Below are 16,483 nucleotides of genomic sequence, written 5' to 3'. Positions count from 1 at the left end.
CTTCTCAACGGCGCGCAAAGGCGTAAATGCCTCCGCGCGTTCCAAACAGGATTGAGACAAAAAAGAGGATGCTGGCGCTGAGCACGATCGCCGGGCCGGCGGGCAGCGAAGCGTGATAGGACCACACCAGCCCAATCAGACTGGAAAGCGCGCCGATGCCCATCGCCGTCGCCAGCGTCTGCGGCAGATTGCGCGCCCAGAAGCGCGCGCTGGCGGCGGGCAACATCATTAACCCAACCGACATCAGGGTGCCGAGGATCTGGAATCCCGCCACCAGATTGACCACCACCAGCGCCAAAAACAGGCCGTGGATCAGCGCCAACCGGCGCGGCGCGTTAACGCGCAGGAAAGTGACGTCGAATGATTCGATCACCAGCGCGCGGTACAGCGCCGCCAGCGCCAGCAGCGAAACCGAGGCGATCGCACCGACCATCAGCATCGCCTGCACATCCACCGCCAGGATCGAACCGAACAACACGTGCAGCAGATCCACGCTGGAACCGCGCAGCGAGACCAGCGTGACCCCCAGCGCCAGTGAACCCAGATAGAATCCGGCGAAGCTGGCGTCCTCTTTCAGCGGCGTGCGGCGGCTCACCAGGCCGGACAACATCGCCACCGCCAGCCCGGCGATAAAGCCGCCTACGCCCATCGCCACCAGCGACATGCCGGAGACCAGATAGCCGATCGCCGCGCCCGGCAACACCGCGTGGGACAAGGCATCCCCGACCAGACTCATGCGGCGCAGCAGCAGAAACACGCCCAGCGGGGCGGCGCTGAGCGACAACGCCAGGCAAGCCATCAGCGCGCGACGCATAAAACCGAAAGAGAGAAAAGGATCGATAAGCCCATGCAACAGCATCATGGCGCCACCGCCCGCAGATCCGGCTGCCGTTCGGCGGCATGATGCCTCGGCACCTGCTCCAGCACTTGCTCGGCCGCGCCCCAGTGGCAAGCCTGCGGCGTCAGCAACAGCGCCTGCGGAAAATGCTCGGCGACCATCGACATATCGTGCAGCACGGCGATCACCGTTTTCCCCTGCCGGTGCAGTTGCGCGATCGCCTGCAGCAGGATCTGCGTGGTGGCGCTGTCGATACCGGTGAAAGGTTCATCCAGCAAAATCAGCAGCGCTTGTTGGACCAGCAGGCGCGCAAACAACACCCGCTGCAGCTGACCGCCGGACAGCTCGCCCACCGGGTTGCGCACCAGCGCGCTCATGCCAACGCTCGCCAACGCCTCATTGACCTGGCTCGCCGCACGCTTGTTCATGCCTCCGAACATGCCGCTTTGCGGCCAACAGCCCATCGCCACCAGATCGCTCACCGCGATCGGGAATTGCCGATCCAATTCCGCCTGCTGCGGCAAATAAGCTCTGCGCGGCGGCTTTCCGCCGCTAAAATTCAGGCTGCCGCTCATCGGCGGCAGCAAACCGGCGAGCGTTTTCAGCAATGTCGATTTTCCGGCCCCATTGACGCCCACCACCGCGGTCAACGAGCCGGCGGTAAACTGCCCGCTCAGCGGCGGAAAAAGCGGCGTGGTGCCATAGCCCAGCACCAACTGACGCAGGGTGATCATGGCAGCGATACCGCCCAAAAGATGCCGAGCCACAGCAGAGCCAGCAGCACAGCGGCACCCGCACAACGCGCGGCAGCGGAGGTGGTGAACAACGAATTCAGTGACGACGCGGCGCCATGTTGCGAAGTGGGAATCAATGTGGTGACCAAAATGACGGGTTAATGGTTATAATATAACATCACAACAACTACCGTATCTCAAGCTATGGCGCGACAATAATGCAACGGAACGTAACAATCCCTCGCACAGCGGATCTTCCCCTGTCCCCCTTACAAAACTCAGGGCTATTTCCATTCGGTTGGAATGTTGGCGTAAGGTAAAGAACAGCGGTAAATCGAAAAATTTACCGACGAGGGTGGAAAAGGAGTAAGATAAGCAGATAACATTGTTGTTGGCCGAGATTAATGCTTGTTACCCTTGCCTGTAACCTGGAAGTCAACGCACTTTCTGTTAAAAAATTAAAGAAAGTGATTAATGACAATAGCGCGGAGTTAGTGCCGGCGCTGACCAGCGGACTCAGCTTTTATTCTGAAAGCGCACGCTATGCCGAAGATTCATTAGAAATACTTGATATAGTGCAGCAAGGTGGCGGCGATTATTCAATGAGTTATCGTTATAAGTGGGGCATTTTTAATGCCTGCCTGGATATCAACAGCGAAGATATCATCAACGACAGCGTCCGGTTTCAAGTGACGTCACGGGGTTTAATCTTCGACATCATTGATAACTCACGCCCATCAACTGCGGATGAATTGTAAGTTTACGTAATAACTACAGGCCAAACGCGAAAAAATGATTTATATTCATTTTACGGGAAGTTTATTTAACCACCGTTAAGCTGCCTCCGTTCATGATGTAAATCAGCTTACTCACATAGTGTTATCACACCGCAATTAAGACTTACGGAGGGGATGATATGGATGAGTATTCGCCTAAGCGGCACGACATTGCTCAGCTCAAATTCTTGTGCGAAAATTTGTATGATGAAGGTATCGCTACCCTGGGAGACAGTCATCATGGGTGGGTCAACGATCCGACGTCCTCCGTCAACCTGCAGCTTAATGAGTTGATCGAACATATCGCTTCGTTTGTGATGAGTTATAAAATTAAATACATGGACGAATCTGACCTGTCGGAGTTAGTCGAAGAATATCTCGACGATACCTATACGCTGTTCAGCAGCTATGGTATCAATGATTCCGACCTGCGCCGCTGGCAAAAAACCAAGGCGAGATTATTCAGAATGTTCTCAGGAGAGGACATCTGTACGACAATGAAAACTTAGGGGATAATTATTCCCAAGCTATTTTACGGTTATTAAACTAAAGGCCACCATGACTAAAACCGACTATCTGATGCGTTTACGTAAATGCACCACGATTGATACTCTCGAACGTGTTATTGAGAAAAATAAGTACGAGCTTTCCGATGATGAACTGGAGCTGTTTTACTCAGCGGCCGATCACCGTCTGGCAGAGCTCACCATGAACAAACTGTATGACAAAATCCCCACCTCCGTTTGGAAATATGTCAGATAATCAGCCCCCCAACGCGTTGAGCCGATGCTTTTATCGGCCTCAATGTTCAAGTTAAATACGTACTTTTCCTATTGACAGTAAAACTTCATTTACGTTCCCTCTTTCGATAATAATATTGTCCGGAAACAATTTTCTTTTTTTATCGAGACAGGTTACCTCATCGCCCGCCTCACTATGCCTGCCCCCAGCACCGCTAATTCATTATCCAAAAGAATTGAGGGCGGGAAGAAAAGAAATGCGTGTCGCTCTGCCTGATGACAGAAATGGATAATAGATACGTGGAAGAGAGGTGACAAAAGCGCGGATTGGCGAAGCCCAAATGGGTGGGGACCCTGCCAGCTACATCCCGGCACACACGTCACCTGCTGCGGCTGCTTCCTTCCGGACCTGACCGAGTTCACAAGTTAGTGTTGCGGGAGAACCAACAGGGCCCCCATTGACGGCTTCTGTACTCTGAAGCGGTGGGCATTATCGGCGATGCCCCACCAAATAGCAAGCCAACCGGGGCCAACCGCTGTTTTCTTACCCACCTGCGCTGTGGCACACTCTTCGCCTGGGTTTTGACTCGTGCAGGAACAGCAATATGCAACCAGAAGACGCCTCTTTCAGCCAGCGGGTTTTCCATATCGTGGCCGCCATCCCGTTCGGCAAAGTCACCACTTACGGTGAAGTCGCCCGGCTGGCCGGCTCGCCGCGCGCCGCGCGTCAGGTTGGCGGCGTGCTGCGGCGTTTGCCCGAAGGCAGCACGCTGCCCTGGCACCGGGTGATCAACCGGCACGGACAGATCTCGCAGCAGGGGGAGGATTTTCAACGGCAACGGCAGGCACTGCTGGCGGAGGGGATAATTTTCGGCCCGCACAGCACGGTCGATTTCGAACGCTACGGCTGGCGCTGGTAAAACAAAACAGCCTTTGGCCGAAGCGCAAAGGCTGTTGATTTCATCTTGCTGTACCGCAGTAAGTTTACTGCATGGCGGTTGGCGCAGCCTGAATCGGCACACCCTGAACCGGAACCAGCAGCAGATCGGCGCGGGTGCCGTTGCGGTTAACCACTTCCTGGATGGTGTCGGTAATGAACATCAGGCGCCCGTTGACCGTCACCGCCGCGCTCAGAATGATGCGCGCATTCGGTTGGATGTCGGACGGGTTGTACGGCAGCGTAAAGCTGAATGGCGCCTGCTGCCCTTCAGTACGTACCGCGCGCTGTGCAATCACTTTGGACGGCGCATCTGCCAGCGAAGCGTCAGAGAGGGTGACCGTCAGTACGGCGTCCGGCGGCAGCGCAATGCGCTGACGTATATTAACCGAACCTGTCACCGCCGGGCCCTGAATCTGCGTTTGCGCAGCCGCCGGGTTACCGGCCGCCTGGGTAGGCACATCGGCACTCTTTTGCGCGCATCCTGCCAGCGTGATCGTCAGTGCCGCGGCACCGCCTACGATTTGCCAGAGTTTCATGGATCGGTCTCCTTTTTTATTATCAACATGTTGGTGGCTTTCACCACCTCACCTATTAAACCTAGCACAAAACACTGATAAATCCACTTTACCCCGTCTATTAATCACTTAAACAGCCCAAGGCGTCCATGATTAAGAGCATTCTCATCGGCCCTTAACGCAAAATGTTGACGCCGCGCCGTGATATTCCGCACACTGCGCAAAATGATTATTAGAAAGGTAACAACTTTATGAGCCAGGCATTGCAAAACCTCCTCGATCTGCTGGATCTGGAGAAAATCGAAGAAGGATTGTTCCGCGGTCAGAGTGAAGATCTGGGGCTGCGCCAGGTGTTCGGCGGGCAGGTGGTCGGCCAGGCGTTGTACGCCGCCAAACAAACGGTGCCGGACGAGCGCAGCGTGCATTCGTTCCACAGCTACTTCCTGCGCCCGGGCGACAGCAGCAAACCTATCGTTTACGACGTGGAAACCCTGCGCGACGGCAACAGCTTCAGCGCGCGCCGCGTCAGCGCCATCCAGCACGGCAAACCTATCTTCTATATGACCGCCTCCTTCCAAAGTCCGGAAACGGGCTTCGAGCATCAGAACCTGATGCCGGACGTGCCGCCGCCGGAAGGGCTGCTGTCTGAATCAGAGATCGCCCAGAAGCTGGCGCATATGCTGCCGGAAAAAGTGCGCGAAAAATTTATCGGCCAGAAGCCGATCGAAATGCGCCCGGTGAAATTCCATAACCCGCTGAAAGGCAGCGTGGAAGAACCGCATCGCTACGTGTGGTTCCGCGCCAACGGCAGCATGCCGGACGATCAGCGCATCCACCAATATCTGCTGGGCTACGCGTCGGACTTTAATTTCCTGCCGACGGCGCTGCAGCCGCACGGCGTCGGTTTCCTCGAGCCGGGCATGCAGGTGGCCACCATTGACCACTCAATGTGGTTCCACCGCCCGTTCCGCATGGATGACTGGCTGCTGTACGCGGTGGAGAGCTCCTCCGCCTCCGGCGCACGGGGCTTTGTGCGCGGCCAGATTTATACCCGCGACGGCGTACTGGTCGCCACCACCGTGCAGGAAGGGGTGATTCGCCAACGCGACGCCTGATCCGCAGCATAAAGAAAGGGGCGATGTTTCCATCGCCCCTTTTGGCTTCATCATTATTTTAGTCTTTAGCGCACTGCCCTGCTTTGAGCCTTACTGGTTGTAGGCGCTCTCGCCGTGGCTGTTGACGTCCAGCCCCTCGCGTTCCTGCTCCTCCGGCACTCTCAATCCAACCATGGCGCCCGCGATCTTGAAGGCGATAAAGGCGGCGACGCTCGACCACACCAGCGTGATCAGCACGCTCACCAGTTGGATCCAGACCTGATGGCCCATCGTCACCCCTTCGGCGTAACCGGTGCCGCCCAGTGAAGAGGCGGTGAACACCCCGGTCAACAGGCAGCCGACGATGCCGCACACCCCGTGCACACCAAACACGTCACAGGTGTCGTCCACTTTCAGCCATTTTTTCAGCGTCACGACGCCCCCCAGGCCAGCGACGCCGCCCACCAGGCCGATGATCAACGCCCCGCCCACCCCCACGGTGCCCGCCGCCGGCGTCACTGCAACCAGCCCGGCGATCATGCCGGAGCAGGCGCCCAGCAATGAAGGCTTGCCGCGCAGCATCCACTCGGCGAAGGTCCAGGAGAGAATGGCGCCCGCAGTGGCAACCACGGTATTGAGGAATGCCAAGGCCGCAATGCCGTTGGCCGCACTGGCGGAACCGGCATTGAAGCCGAACCAGCCGATATACAGGATGGACGCCCCGGTAAACACCATCGGCAGGTTGTGCGGTTTGAAGGCCTCTTTACCGAAGCCGGCGCGTTTGCCAATCAGGTAGGCGCCGATCAACCCGGCGCTGGCGGCGTTGATGTGCACCACGGTGCCGCCGGCGAAGTCCAATGCGCCGTCGGCGGCCAGGTAGCCTCCGCCCCACACCATGTGCGCGATCGGCAGATAAGACAGCGTGAACCACAGGATCGCGAAGATCAGCACCGCCGAGAAACGAATGCGTTCGGCGAAGCCGCCCACCACCAACGCCACGGTGATACAGGCGAAGGAGGCCTGGAAAGCGACGTGGATCATCTGGCTGATGCTGCCGGTGACGCTGTCGATGCCGATGCCTTTCAGCATCGCCGTCTCGAATCCGCCGAACACCGCATTGCCTTCGCTGAACGCCAGGCTGTAGCCATACAGCACCCACAGCACGCAGACCAACGCGAAGGTGACGGTGACCTGCGTCAGCATCGACAGCACGTTTTTACCGCGCAGCAGACCGCCGTAAAACAGCGCGATGCCCGGCAGCGTCATGAACAGCACCAACGCGGTGCAGATCATCATAAAGGCGTTGTCGGCCTTATCGGCGACCGCCGGGGCGGCCAGGGCCAAAGAAGGAACCAGGGTTACCGAACTCAGGCCCAACATGGATAACAGTCTTTTCATTATCAATCATCCCCATCACTTAACTGAGTTCGCGGTTACAGTGCCGATTCGTCGGTTTCGCCGGTGCGAATGCGGATCACGCGTTGCAATTCGGCAACGAAAATTTTGCCGTCGCCGATTTTGCCGGTGTAGGCGGCTTTGCTAATCACCTCAACCACTTCATCCAACTGATCGTCGGCGATGGCGATATCGATTTTGACCTTGGGCAGGAAGTTGACGTTATATTCGGCACCGCGATACAGCTCGGCGTGCCCCTTCTGGCGGCCAAAGCCCTTCACTTCGGTTACGGTCAACCCCTGAATGCCCACGGAGGACAAGGCCTCGCGCACGTCCTCCAGCTTGAACGGTTTGATTACCACGGTCACCAGCTTCATATTGCCCCTCCACGAATTAAGCCCAAACTCACCCCTGGTACGCGTCATATGTAGCAAGGGCTGTGCCAAATTTAATTTTGCAGGGCGATTCAGCGGATTAGCGGGCACGCGGGCGCAGCCGCGCGGCAGCACGGCACCGATACCTTGGATAGGTTAAATAATGCGCACCGATTTGGTGCGCATCGCGTCGAAAAAAGTGCAGAAAGGGGGCGTGGCCCAGATGGTTTGCCTGCTTATGGTGCGTTGGAAAGAAAGAAGGGCCGCGAGCGCGGCCCATGTTCAGGCGGGTTGGCTCTCCTCGCGCACCGCTTCCGCCAGTTGTTCGCCCGCCAACTGCAGCTGGTACATCTGGTAGTAACGCCCCTGCTGCGCCAGCAGCTGCTGATGGTTGCCCTGCTCCACCGCCTGGCCGCGATGCAGCACCAAAATGGAATCGGCATCGACGATGGTCGACAGCCGGTGGGCGATCACCACCAGCGTGGTGTGCTCGCGGATCGCACGCAGCGCGCGCTGGATAGCCTGTTCGGTTCCCGAGTCGATATTGGCGGTCGCCTCGTCGAGGATCAGGATCTGCGGCGCCTGCACCAAGACCCGCGCCATTGCCAGCAGCTGTTTCTGCCCGACCGACAGGTTATTGCCCTGCTCCCCCAGGCGGGTGTGGATACCCTGCGGGAAGCCGCGCACCAGATCCGCCAGTTGCACCGTTTCCAGCGCCCGCCAAACGGCGTCTTCCTCGATATTGCGCCCCAACGTGACGTTGGCCAGCACCGAATCGGCGATCACCACCGGATCCTGCTGCACCATCGCTACGCCCTGGCGCAGCGTGCGGTGCGACAAGCTGGAGATCGGGCGGCCATCGAGACGCACTTCCCCCTCGCTGACCGGGTAATAACCCATCAGCAGGTTAGCCAAGGTGCTCTTGCCGCTGCCGGTGTGCCCGACCAGCGCCACGAAGCCGCGCGACGGCACCGACAGCGAAATATGCTGCAGCACCTTTTTGTCCGCGCGGTAAGCGAAGCTCAGATCGGTGATGTCGATACGGCCGCCGGCCAATGGACTATCGTCGGCGCCGTAGCTCTGCTGGCTGCGATCCATCAGTTCGAAAATACGTTCGCCGGCCACCACCGCCTGCTGCAAGATCGACTGTTGTGACGTCAGCTCGATCAGCGGTTCGTTCAAACGCCCCAGGTAGTTGATGAAGGCATAGAGCACGCCGACGCCAATCACGCCTTCGCCGCTGAAGCCGAACAACATCAGCAAACCGCACAGCACCAACGCCGAAAACAGGCTGAGCAGCGGCCGCAGCAGGAAACCGTCGAGCCGCAGGGTCTGCATGCGCGCGAGATAGTGCGACTGGCTGGCGGCGCTCATGCGCTCGCCGAAGCGCACCTGCTGGCGGAATTGCTGGATCACGCCCATGCCGTTGATCACTTCGTTGAAACCGTCGTTGATGTCCGCCAGATAACTGCGCACCCGGCGCACGATCGGCGTGCTGTAATATTGATAAATGCCCATCACCACGAACACCGCCGGGAAGATGCAGATGGCCACCAGCGCCATGCGCCAGTCGAGGCTGAACATCGCCACCAGCATGGCGCCGATCAGCGCGGCGCTTTTCAGCACCGTGGAGACCACCATCACGTACAGATCCTTGATCACTTCGGTGTCGTTGGTAACGCGCGAGATCAATTGCCCGACCGGTTGCGTGTCGAAGGCGCTGAGCGGCTGGCGCAGCGCGGCGTCCATCACGTCGGTGCGCAGCCGCTGCACCACCCCCACCGCCGCCTGGTTGAACAGCAGCGCCTGGAAGTAGTGCAGCGCCGCCGCCAGCAGCTCCAGCAGAATGTAGGCCGCCGCCAGCCCGCCGACGATCATCAGCGGCAGTTGCCCTTTGGCGACGTAATTATCGATAAAATAGCTCACCAGGATCGGCCCGGCGACTTCCGCCGCCGCCGCGATCCACAGCATCAGCACCGCCAGCCCCAGCGGTTTGCGGTACGGCGAGCCGTAGGCCAGCAGCCGCTTCAGCGTCGGCCACAGCTTTTGCACTTTATTCATCGGCCAACGCCTCCTCGCCGTTTTCCGGCGCTTCGTCCAGCGCCGCTTCCAACTGCTGATAACGGTACATATCGCGATACCAGCCCGGCTGCGCCGCCAACGCCGCCGGATCGCCGCGCTGCGCCACGCCGCCGTGCTGCATCACCAGGATCTCGCTGGCTTCGGTCAATGCCGACAGCCGGTGCGCGCTGATGATCACCGTGCGATCTTGCCCCCAGCTGCGCAGGTTGTGCAGAATCTGGTGTTCGGTACGGCCATCCACCGCCGACAGCGCATCGTCGAGGATCAGGATTTCCGCATCCAGCAGCAGCGCTCGTGCAATAGAGATGCGCTGTTTCTGCCCGCCCGACAGCATCACGCCGCGTTCGCCCACCTCGGTGTCATAGCCCTGCGGCAGCCGCAGAATGTCCTCATGGACGCTGGCCAACCGCGCCGCCTGTTCGATCTGCGCCTGCGTCGCCCCCGGATGGCCCAGCGCGATGTTGTTCGCCACGGTATCGGAGAACAGGAACGGCGTTTGGCTCACCACCGACAGCCGCGAACGCCAGTCGTCGAGTTTGACCTGCGGCAACGGCAGGCCGTGATAGCGGATCTGCCCTTGGTCGACGTCGAACTGGCGCTGGATCAGCGACAGTAATGTCGACTTACCGGCCCCGGTCGGCCCGCACAGCCCCAGCATCTGCCCCGGCTTCAACGTCAGCGCCACGTCATGCAGCGCCGGATGTGGGTTGTCCGGGTAGTGGAACGCGCGAATATCCACGTCCAGCACGCCGCGCCCGGCCGGCAACGCCTGCGGGCCATCCTGCACCGCCGGCGCCTCATCGAGCAGGCTGCGGATGCGGCTGTAGGCCGCGCTGCCGCGCTCGACGATATTGAACATCCAGGCCAGCGCCAGCATCGGCCAGATCATCAGGCCGAGGTACATCACAAAGCTGGTCAGTTGCCCGAGCGTCAGTGAACCGTTCACCACCATCCAGCTGCCGCCGCCGATGGCCAACAGGTTAGACGCGCCGATGGCGATATAAATGGTCGGATCGAAGCGCGCATCCACACGCGCCACGTGCATGTTCTTGGCCCCGGTCTGCGCCGCGACATCGGCGAAGCGGTTCGATTGGTGATCTTCCAGCCCAAAGGCCTTGATCATGCGTATGCTGGTCATGCTTTCCTGCGCCTGATCGTTCAGGCTGGAAAACGCCGCCTGCGCCGATTTAAAGCGCTGGTGCAGCTGGTCGCCGTAATATTTGATGGCGATCGCCATCAGCGGCATCGGGATTAACGCCAACACCGTCAGCTGCCAGCTGATTTGGGTGCTCATCACCACCAGCACCACCACCCCCATCACCAGCGAATCCACCAACGTCAGCACGCCTTCACCGGCGGCGAACACCACGCGATCCACATCGTTGGTGGCGCGCGCCATCAGGTCGCCGGTGCGGTGGCGCAGGTAGAACGCCGGGTTTTGTCGGCTGAGCTGGCGGTAAAAGTTTTCGCGCAGTTCGACCGCCAGCTGGTAGGAGGCGCCGAACAGCAATACCCGCCACACATAGCGCAGCAGGTAAACGACGATCGCGGTGCCGATCATCAGCCCGAGCCAGGCCATCAGCACGCCGGTGGACATCTGTTTTTCGGTGACGCCGTCCACGATGATGCCGACCAGCTTAGGCGGCAACAGTTGCAGGATGGCGATGACGATCAGCAGCACCACCGCCCCGAGGTAGCGGCGCCACTCCCGGCGGAAGTACCAGCCGATTTGTGCAAATAATCTCACGCAGTTTGATTCCAGGATTTTATGGGATTTGTCTCTTTTTCTGCTTCAGCAGAGCAGGATACCATCGTTGAGCCGCCCGTCCGGTGAACTTTTCACTCCGGCACCGGCAGCGCGGTGGTGTATTTGATTTTTTCCATGGCAAAGCTCGAGGTGACGTCAATAAGGCCCGGTACGCCGTTCACCAGGCGCTTATAAAAGCCGTCGTAGCTTTTCATGTCCGCCACTTCGACCTGCATCAGGTAGTCGTACTCCCCCGCCATCCGGTAGAACGCCAGCACCTCGGGCATTTGGCTGGTCAACTGCACAAACGCCTGATACCACTCGCTGCTGTGCTGCTGGGTCTTGATCAGCACGAACGCCGTCAACCCCAGGCCGAGCTTTTCATTATCCAGCAAGGCCACTCGGCCGCGAATATAGCCCTCGTCCTCCAGGCGCTTCAGCCGTTTCCAGCACGGCGTCGAGGTCAAATTGACCGCATCGGCCAGCGCCTGCAGCGACTGGGTGCAATCTTGCTGCAGCATGCACAGCAGCTTACGGTCTGTTTTATCTAACATAGCGGCCACCAGGAGAAAAATTTTCTCTCATTAGGCGATTAAACAGGGAAAATGGCAATCCTTTTTTCCCGCCGACAGGCTATGCTACGCCATAAACCAGCCCCCTATTCTGAGGCCAAATCATGACAAACTCTTGGGTAAAATATGCTATCGGTGAAATAGAAGCGGATTTTCAGCGCTCCGCCGATACGCATCTGATTCGCCTGAACCTGCCGGCGTTTCCCGGCATCTGCCTGTACCTGAAAGATGAGAGCACCCACCCGACCGGCAGCCTGAAACACCGCCTGGCGCGCTCGCTGTTCCTTTATGGCCTGTGCAACGGCTGGATCACCGAGAACACCACCATCATCGAGGCCTCTTCGGGCAGCACCGCGGTGTCCGAAGCCTACTTCGCCCGTCTGATCGGCCTGCCGTTCATCGCGGTGATGCCGTCCTGCACCGCGCGCCGCAAGGTGGAGCAGATCGCCTTCTATGGCGGCCGCTGTCACTTCGTCGATCACGCCGCCCAGATCTACGCCGCCTCCGAACAGCTGGCGAAAGAGCTGAACGGCCACTATATGGATCAGTTCACCTACGCCGAGCGCGCCACCGACTGGCGCGGCAACAACAACATCGCCGACAGCATCTTCCGCCAGATGGCGCGCGAACCCTTCCCGGTGCCGAAACACATCGTGATGAGCGCCGGCACCGGCGGCACCTCCGCCACGCTGGGGCGCTATATCCGCTATCAGGGGCACGACACCCAATTGACGGTGGTCGATCCGGAAAACTCGGTGTTCTATGACTGCTTCCACCATGGCGATCGCACTCTGATCGGCAGCTGCGGCAGCCGTATCGAAGGCATCGGCCGCCCGCGCGCCGAGCCGTCGTTCATCCCGTCGGTGGTCGACAACATGCTGCGCGTGCCGGATGCCGCCAGCGTCGCCACCATTCACTGGCTGGAAGGCGTGCTGGGCCGCAAGGTTGGCGCCTCTACCGGTACCAACGTTTGGGGTGCGCTGCAGTTGGCAAAGCAGATGCGGGAAAACGGCGAGCAAGGGGCGATCGTCACCCTGCTGTGCGACAGCGGCGAGCGTTATCTGGATACCTATTACAACCCGGAATGGGTCAGCAACAACATCGGCGATCTGCAGCCATATCTCGCGCAGCTGGAGGATTTGTAACGCCAGGCTTCGGGTAAAAAAAAGCCGGGTAGTCATACCCGGCCGGCTGTAAGGAGAACCTCATTCTTCGGGGGAATAGGTGAGGCAAGGTGAACGCAGCCAATGTTGTAAATAGTGGGCCACCGCCTGTTGTTGGCAATGGCCGATAACCGGTAGCTGCGGCAGCAGGGATTTCAGCTGCGGCAGGGCGTTGCCCATCACCACGCCGTGCCCCACCGCTCCCAGCATTTCTTTGTCGTTCATCGCGTCGCCGAACGCCATGCAGTCGGCCATCGTCAGCCCCAGATGACGGCTCAACCGCTCCAGCGCCGTGCCTTTGTTGCAACCGAGCGGCAGCACCTCCAGACAGTCGTAAGCGGAAAAGCACAGGTCTGCCTCGTCGCCCAACTGCGCCCGCAGCTGCACCTGCAACGCCAGCAACTCTTCATGCGGCGCGACAAAGCACACCTTGCTGTTGCCGAACGCCGGCAGACGGCGCACATCGGCCAGTTGAAAACGAAAGCCGCTCAGGTGGTGCGCCCGCAGCATCTCTTCCGGCACGGGAAACTCGGTCAGCCAACCTTCGTCGCGGAATACATGCATGCTGGCGCGGGTGCGCCAATGATGATGCAGCACCTCTTCGGCGATCTCCGCCGGCAGGTCGGTGGCGTGCAGCTGTTGGCCGCGGTTGTCATATACCCGCGTGCCGTTGCCGGTGATCAGGTAACCCTGCAGCCCCAGTTGCGCCATGATCGGTTGCGCATCGAGGTAGTGCCGCCCGGTGGCGAACGTCACCACCATCTCCCGCTCCACCAGCTGGTTCAGCACCGCCAGCGTTTCCGGACCAACCCGGTGATCCGGCATCAACAGCGTGCCGTCCATATCGAAAGCTGCCAGGCGATACATAAAGACCTCTTGAATGTGAACGCGATTACAATCACTGCAGTATGGGATGGCATTTGCGGAAGTAATAGTGAACAATTTGAGAAAACTGTTCCGGATTTCTGCCCATGCGCCTGGTTCACCGTCTCAGCCAATATCAACGCCTGTACCATCAGCTCGGCAGCGCGCCGGTCGCCGTGACCATCGGCGAGCTGGCGGCGATGTTCTATTGCAGCGAGCGACACGCCCGCACGTTGGTGCAACAGCTGCAGGATCAAGGCTGGCTGAGCTGGCATTCGCAGCCCGGCCGCGGCAAACGCGCTCGCCTGCACTGCCTGAAAACCCCGGATGAACTGCGCGCGCTGCTACTGCAACAGCTACTGCAACAGGGCAATCATCAGGGGGCGCTGGAGATGGCGCAACTCGATCCTCAGCACCTGCAGGATCTGCTCAGCCCGCACCTCGGCGGGCAATGGCAGGCCGGCAGCCCGACGCTGCGCATTCCCTATTACCGCACGCTGGAAGCACTCGACCCGCTCACGCTGACCGGCCGCGCCGAACAACATCTGGTGTCGACCCTGCACGCCGGACTGACGCGCCTGATGACCGGTAACCCGGAACCGCAACCCGATCTGGCGCACCATTGGCAGATTAGCGATCGCGGCCTGCGCTGGCGCTTCTTTCTGCGCAGCCAGCTGCGCTGGCACAACGGCGAACCGTTGACCGGCCACCAGCTGCTGCAAACGCTGGAAAAACTGCAGCGCCATCCGCGCAGCCAACCGAGCCTGGCTAACGTCGCGCGCATCAGCCTGCCGCACCCGCTGTGCATTCAGTTCGATCTGCACCTGCCGGACTACTGGCTGGCCCACCGGCTGGCGGAGCTGCCTTGCCTGATGACGCACCCGGAGCTGCCGGCCATCGGCGCCGGCCCGTTCAAGCTGACCCTGAATGAACCGCAGCTGGTGCGGCTGGAACAGCACGCCGGTTACCATCTGCAGCATCCGTATCTGGACACCATCGAATACTGGATCACCCCCGATCTGCCCACCGCCGGCGCCGACGCCAGCTGCCAGCATCCGGTGCGCATCACCATCGGTCAGCAAGACGATTTAGCGCAGGCCCGGCCGGTGCAGCGCAGCATGAGCCTGGGCTGGTGTTATTTGGCGCTGAACCTGCGCCACGGCGTGCTGAGCGAAGCCCAAGGGCAAAAGCTGCTGATGCTGATCCAGCAGTCCGGCCTGCTGAGCCATCTGCCGATCCCCAACAGCGTGATCACCCCCAGCCATGAAATGCTGCCCGGCTGGCGCATCCCGCACCAACAGGTCGAAGAGGACGTCGCCCTGCCCGCCCGGCTGACGCTGCTGTATCGGCCGCCGGTCGAGCTGGAAACGGTGACGGCCGCACTACAGCGGTTGCTCGCGCAGCACGGCTGCGAGCTGGAAGTGCGCTACTACGCCGGCAAGCGCTGGCAAAGCGAGGAACAGATCGCCCAGGCCGATCTGCTGCTGGCGGACAACCTGATCGGCGAAGCGCCGGAGGCGACGCTGGAGAGTTGGCTGCGGCAGGATACGCTGTGGCGCGGCATCCTCACGGAAAGCCGCTGGCAGCAGCAACAGGATACGCTGCGGCAGATCCAGCAGCTGCAGGCGCAGCAACCGCGCTTCGCACGGCTGCAGGCCTATTATCAACAGCTGATGGCCGCCGCCATCATCACGCCGCTGTTTCACTACCAGTATCAGATCAGCGCGCCGCCGCGCATGCATGGCGTGACGCTGACCGCCCACGGCTGGTTCGATTTTTGTCAGGCGTGGCTGCCGCCGCCGGTGGATGACGCACCGGCCTGAGCCGAACCGCCCTGCGCCTGGCGGCCCTTTCTGCTACTATTGTCGCCGCAACGCAATTTTTATCCTGCCGCCCGAATGTGTATCGGGAGAGGCCAAAGCCCAAAAAGGTGATTTTATGAAGCGCGCGGTTGTCGTTTTCAGCGGTGGACAAGACTCCACGACCTGCTTGATCCAGGCATTGCAACAGTATGACGAAGTTCACTGCGTCACGTTCGATTACGGCCAGCGCCATCGCGCCGAGATTGAAGTGGCTCAGGAGCTGTCGGTGGCTCTCGGCGCCAAAGCGCACAAGGTGCTGGACGTGACGCTGCTCAATGAGCTGGCCGTCAGCAGCCTGACGCGCGACAATATTCCGGTTCCCGCCTACGATCCCAACCAGAAAAATGCGCTGCCGAGCACCTTCGTGCCGGGCCGCAACATCCTGTTCCTGACGCTGGCGGCGATCTACGCCTACCAGGTCGAAGCGGAAGCGGTGATCACCGGCGTGTGTGAAACCGATTTTTCCGGCTACCCGGATTGCCGCGACGAGTTCGTTAAAGCGCTGAACAAGGCGGTGATGCTGGGCATCGCCCGCGATATCCGCTTCGAAACGCCGCTGATGTGGCTGAACAAGGCCGAGACCTGGGCGCTGGCGGATTATTACCACCAGCTGGATCGCGTACGCCAGGATACGCTGACCTGCTACAACGGCATCAAGGGTGACGGCTGCGGCGAGTGCGCCGCCTGCAACCTGCGCGCCAATGGCCTGACGCAGTACCGGGCCAACCAGGCAGAAGTGATGGCGGCGTTGAAACAGAAAGCCGGCCTGGCCTGAGGGCAGTGACGG

General features: G+C 60.0%; 17 protein-coding genes and 1 other RNA gene. 8 read left to right on the top strand and 10 right to left on the bottom strand.

Going from position 1 to position 16,483, the window contains the following annotated elements:
- Positions 1–4: 4 nt before the first annotated feature.
- Positions 5–862, bottom strand: a complete 858-nt coding sequence (locus IT763_RS04835; protein WP_206195218.1) for a metal ABC transporter permease — start codon at positions 860–862, stop codon at positions 5–7.
- On the bottom strand, positions 859–1,572 hold the full coding sequence (locus IT763_RS04830; RefSeq protein WP_206195217.1) for a metal ABC transporter ATP-binding protein: 714 nt from the start codon (positions 1,570–1,572) through the stop codon (positions 859–861). The genes IT763_RS04835 and IT763_RS04830 overlap by 4 nt, the downstream gene beginning before the upstream one ends.
- A 404-nt stretch (positions 1,573–1,976) precedes the next feature.
- Between IT763_RS04830 and IT763_RS04825 the strand changes: the two genes are divergently transcribed.
- From IT763_RS04825 to IT763_RS04815, 3 genes are all read left to right on the top strand, one after another.
- Positions 1,977–2,330 (top strand): hypothetical protein, encoded by a 354-nt coding sequence (locus tag IT763_RS04825; protein ID WP_016928845.1) that lies wholly within the window; start codon positions 1,977–1,979, stop codon positions 2,328–2,330.
- 158 nt (positions 2,331–2,488) lie between these two features.
- Positions 2,489–2,857, top strand: a complete 369-nt coding sequence (gene tomB, locus IT763_RS04820; RefSeq protein WP_004940312.1) for an Hha toxicity modulator TomB — start codon at positions 2,489–2,491, stop codon at positions 2,855–2,857.
- 49 nt (positions 2,858–2,906) lie between these two features.
- Entirely contained in the window at positions 2,907–3,110 is a 204-nt protein-coding gene (locus IT763_RS04815; protein ID WP_004940313.1) for an HHA domain-containing protein, read from the top strand.
- A gap of 330 nt (positions 3,111–3,440) precedes the next feature.
- Here the strand turns inward: IT763_RS04815 and ffs are convergent.
- Positions 3,441–3,537: signal recognition particle sRNA small type (gene ffs, locus IT763_RS04810), an RNA gene on the bottom strand.
- A 156-nt stretch (positions 3,538–3,693) separates the two neighbouring features.
- On the opposite strand from ffs, the gene IT763_RS04805 reads away from it, so the two are divergent.
- Positions 3,694–4,008 (top strand): MGMT family protein, encoded by a 315-nt coding sequence (locus tag IT763_RS04805; RefSeq protein ID WP_004940317.1) that lies wholly within the window; start codon positions 3,694–3,696, stop codon positions 4,006–4,008.
- Positions 4,009–4,072: 64 nt separating this feature from the next.
- Here the strand turns inward: IT763_RS04805 and IT763_RS04800 are convergent, their stop codons facing one another.
- Positions 4,073–4,564, bottom strand: coding sequence for a YbaY family lipoprotein (locus IT763_RS04800; protein ID WP_016928846.1), 492 nt, complete (start codon positions 4,562–4,564; stop codon positions 4,073–4,075).
- Between the two features lie 230 nt (positions 4,565–4,794).
- Here IT763_RS04800 and tesB point away from each other — a divergent pair, with 230 nt between their 5' ends.
- Entirely contained in the window at positions 4,795–5,658 is an 864-nt protein-coding gene (gene tesB / locus IT763_RS04795; protein ID WP_016928847.1) for an acyl-CoA thioesterase II, read from the top strand.
- 90 nt (positions 5,659–5,748) lie between these two features.
- Here the strand turns inward: tesB and amtB are convergent, their stop codons facing one another.
- The 5 genes from amtB to IT763_RS04770 all read right to left on the bottom strand — a co-directional run bounded on the left by amtB (position 5,749) and on the right by IT763_RS04770 (position 11,789).
- On the bottom strand, positions 5,749–7,035 hold the full coding sequence (gene amtB / locus IT763_RS04790; protein ID WP_206195216.1) for an ammonium transporter AmtB: 1,287 nt from the start codon (positions 7,033–7,035) through the stop codon (positions 5,749–5,751).
- Positions 7,036–7,070: 35 nt separating this feature from the next.
- Positions 7,071–7,409: a P-II family nitrogen regulator gene (gene glnK, locus IT763_RS04785; protein ID WP_049299676.1), complete on the bottom strand. Its 339-nt coding sequence runs from the start codon at positions 7,407–7,409 to the stop codon at positions 7,071–7,073.
- Between the two features lie 279 nt (positions 7,410–7,688).
- Entirely contained in the window at positions 7,689–9,467 is a 1,779-nt protein-coding gene (gene smdB, locus IT763_RS04780) for a multidrug efflux ABC transporter permease/ATP-binding subunit SmdB (RefSeq protein ID WP_016928850.1), read from the bottom strand.
- Positions 9,460–11,235 (bottom strand): multidrug efflux ABC transporter permease/ATP-binding subunit SmdA, encoded by a 1,776-nt coding sequence (smdA, locus tag IT763_RS04775; RefSeq protein ID WP_016928851.1) that lies wholly within the window; start codon positions 11,233–11,235, stop codon positions 9,460–9,462. The genes smdB and smdA overlap by 8 nt, the downstream gene beginning before the upstream one ends.
- Positions 11,236–11,327: 92 nt before the next feature.
- Positions 11,328–11,789, bottom strand: coding sequence for an Lrp/AsnC family transcriptional regulator (locus tag IT763_RS04770; RefSeq protein WP_004940330.1), 462 nt, complete (start codon positions 11,787–11,789; stop codon positions 11,328–11,330).
- 122 nt (positions 11,790–11,911) lie between these two features.
- On the opposite strand from IT763_RS04770, the gene IT763_RS04765 reads away from it, so the two are divergent.
- Positions 11,912–12,952, top strand: coding sequence for a PLP-dependent cysteine synthase family protein (locus tag IT763_RS04765; RefSeq protein WP_206195215.1), 1,041 nt, complete (start codon positions 11,912–11,914; stop codon positions 12,950–12,952).
- A 60-nt stretch (positions 12,953–13,012) separates the two neighbouring features.
- On the opposite strand, the gene cof is transcribed toward IT763_RS04765, so the two are convergent.
- On the bottom strand, positions 13,013–13,837 hold the full coding sequence (cof, locus tag IT763_RS04760; protein ID WP_033641140.1) for an HMP-PP phosphatase: 825 nt from the start codon (positions 13,835–13,837) through the stop codon (positions 13,013–13,015).
- Between the two features lie 104 nt (positions 13,838–13,941).
- On the opposite strand from cof, the gene IT763_RS04755 reads away from it, so the two are divergent.
- A complete protein-coding gene (locus IT763_RS04755; RefSeq protein ID WP_206195214.1) occupies positions 13,942–15,657 on the top strand; it encodes an SgrR family transcriptional regulator in 1,716 nt (571 codons plus the stop codon).
- 115 nt (positions 15,658–15,772) lie between these two features.
- The gene (gene queC / locus IT763_RS04750) at positions 15,773–16,471 is read left to right on the top strand and encodes a 7-cyano-7-deazaguanine synthase QueC (protein ID WP_151254911.1); all 699 of its coding nucleotides are present in this window, start codon (positions 15,773–15,775) and stop codon (positions 16,469–16,471) included.
- Positions 16,472–16,483 lie beyond the last annotated feature (12 nt).

Source organism: Serratia sp. CMO1 (genome assembly GCF_015689115.1).
Taxonomy (GTDB): Bacteria; Pseudomonadota; Gammaproteobacteria; order Enterobacterales; family Enterobacteriaceae; genus Serratia; species Serratia marcescens.
This window is presented reverse-complemented; position numbering and strand designations above follow the sequence as displayed.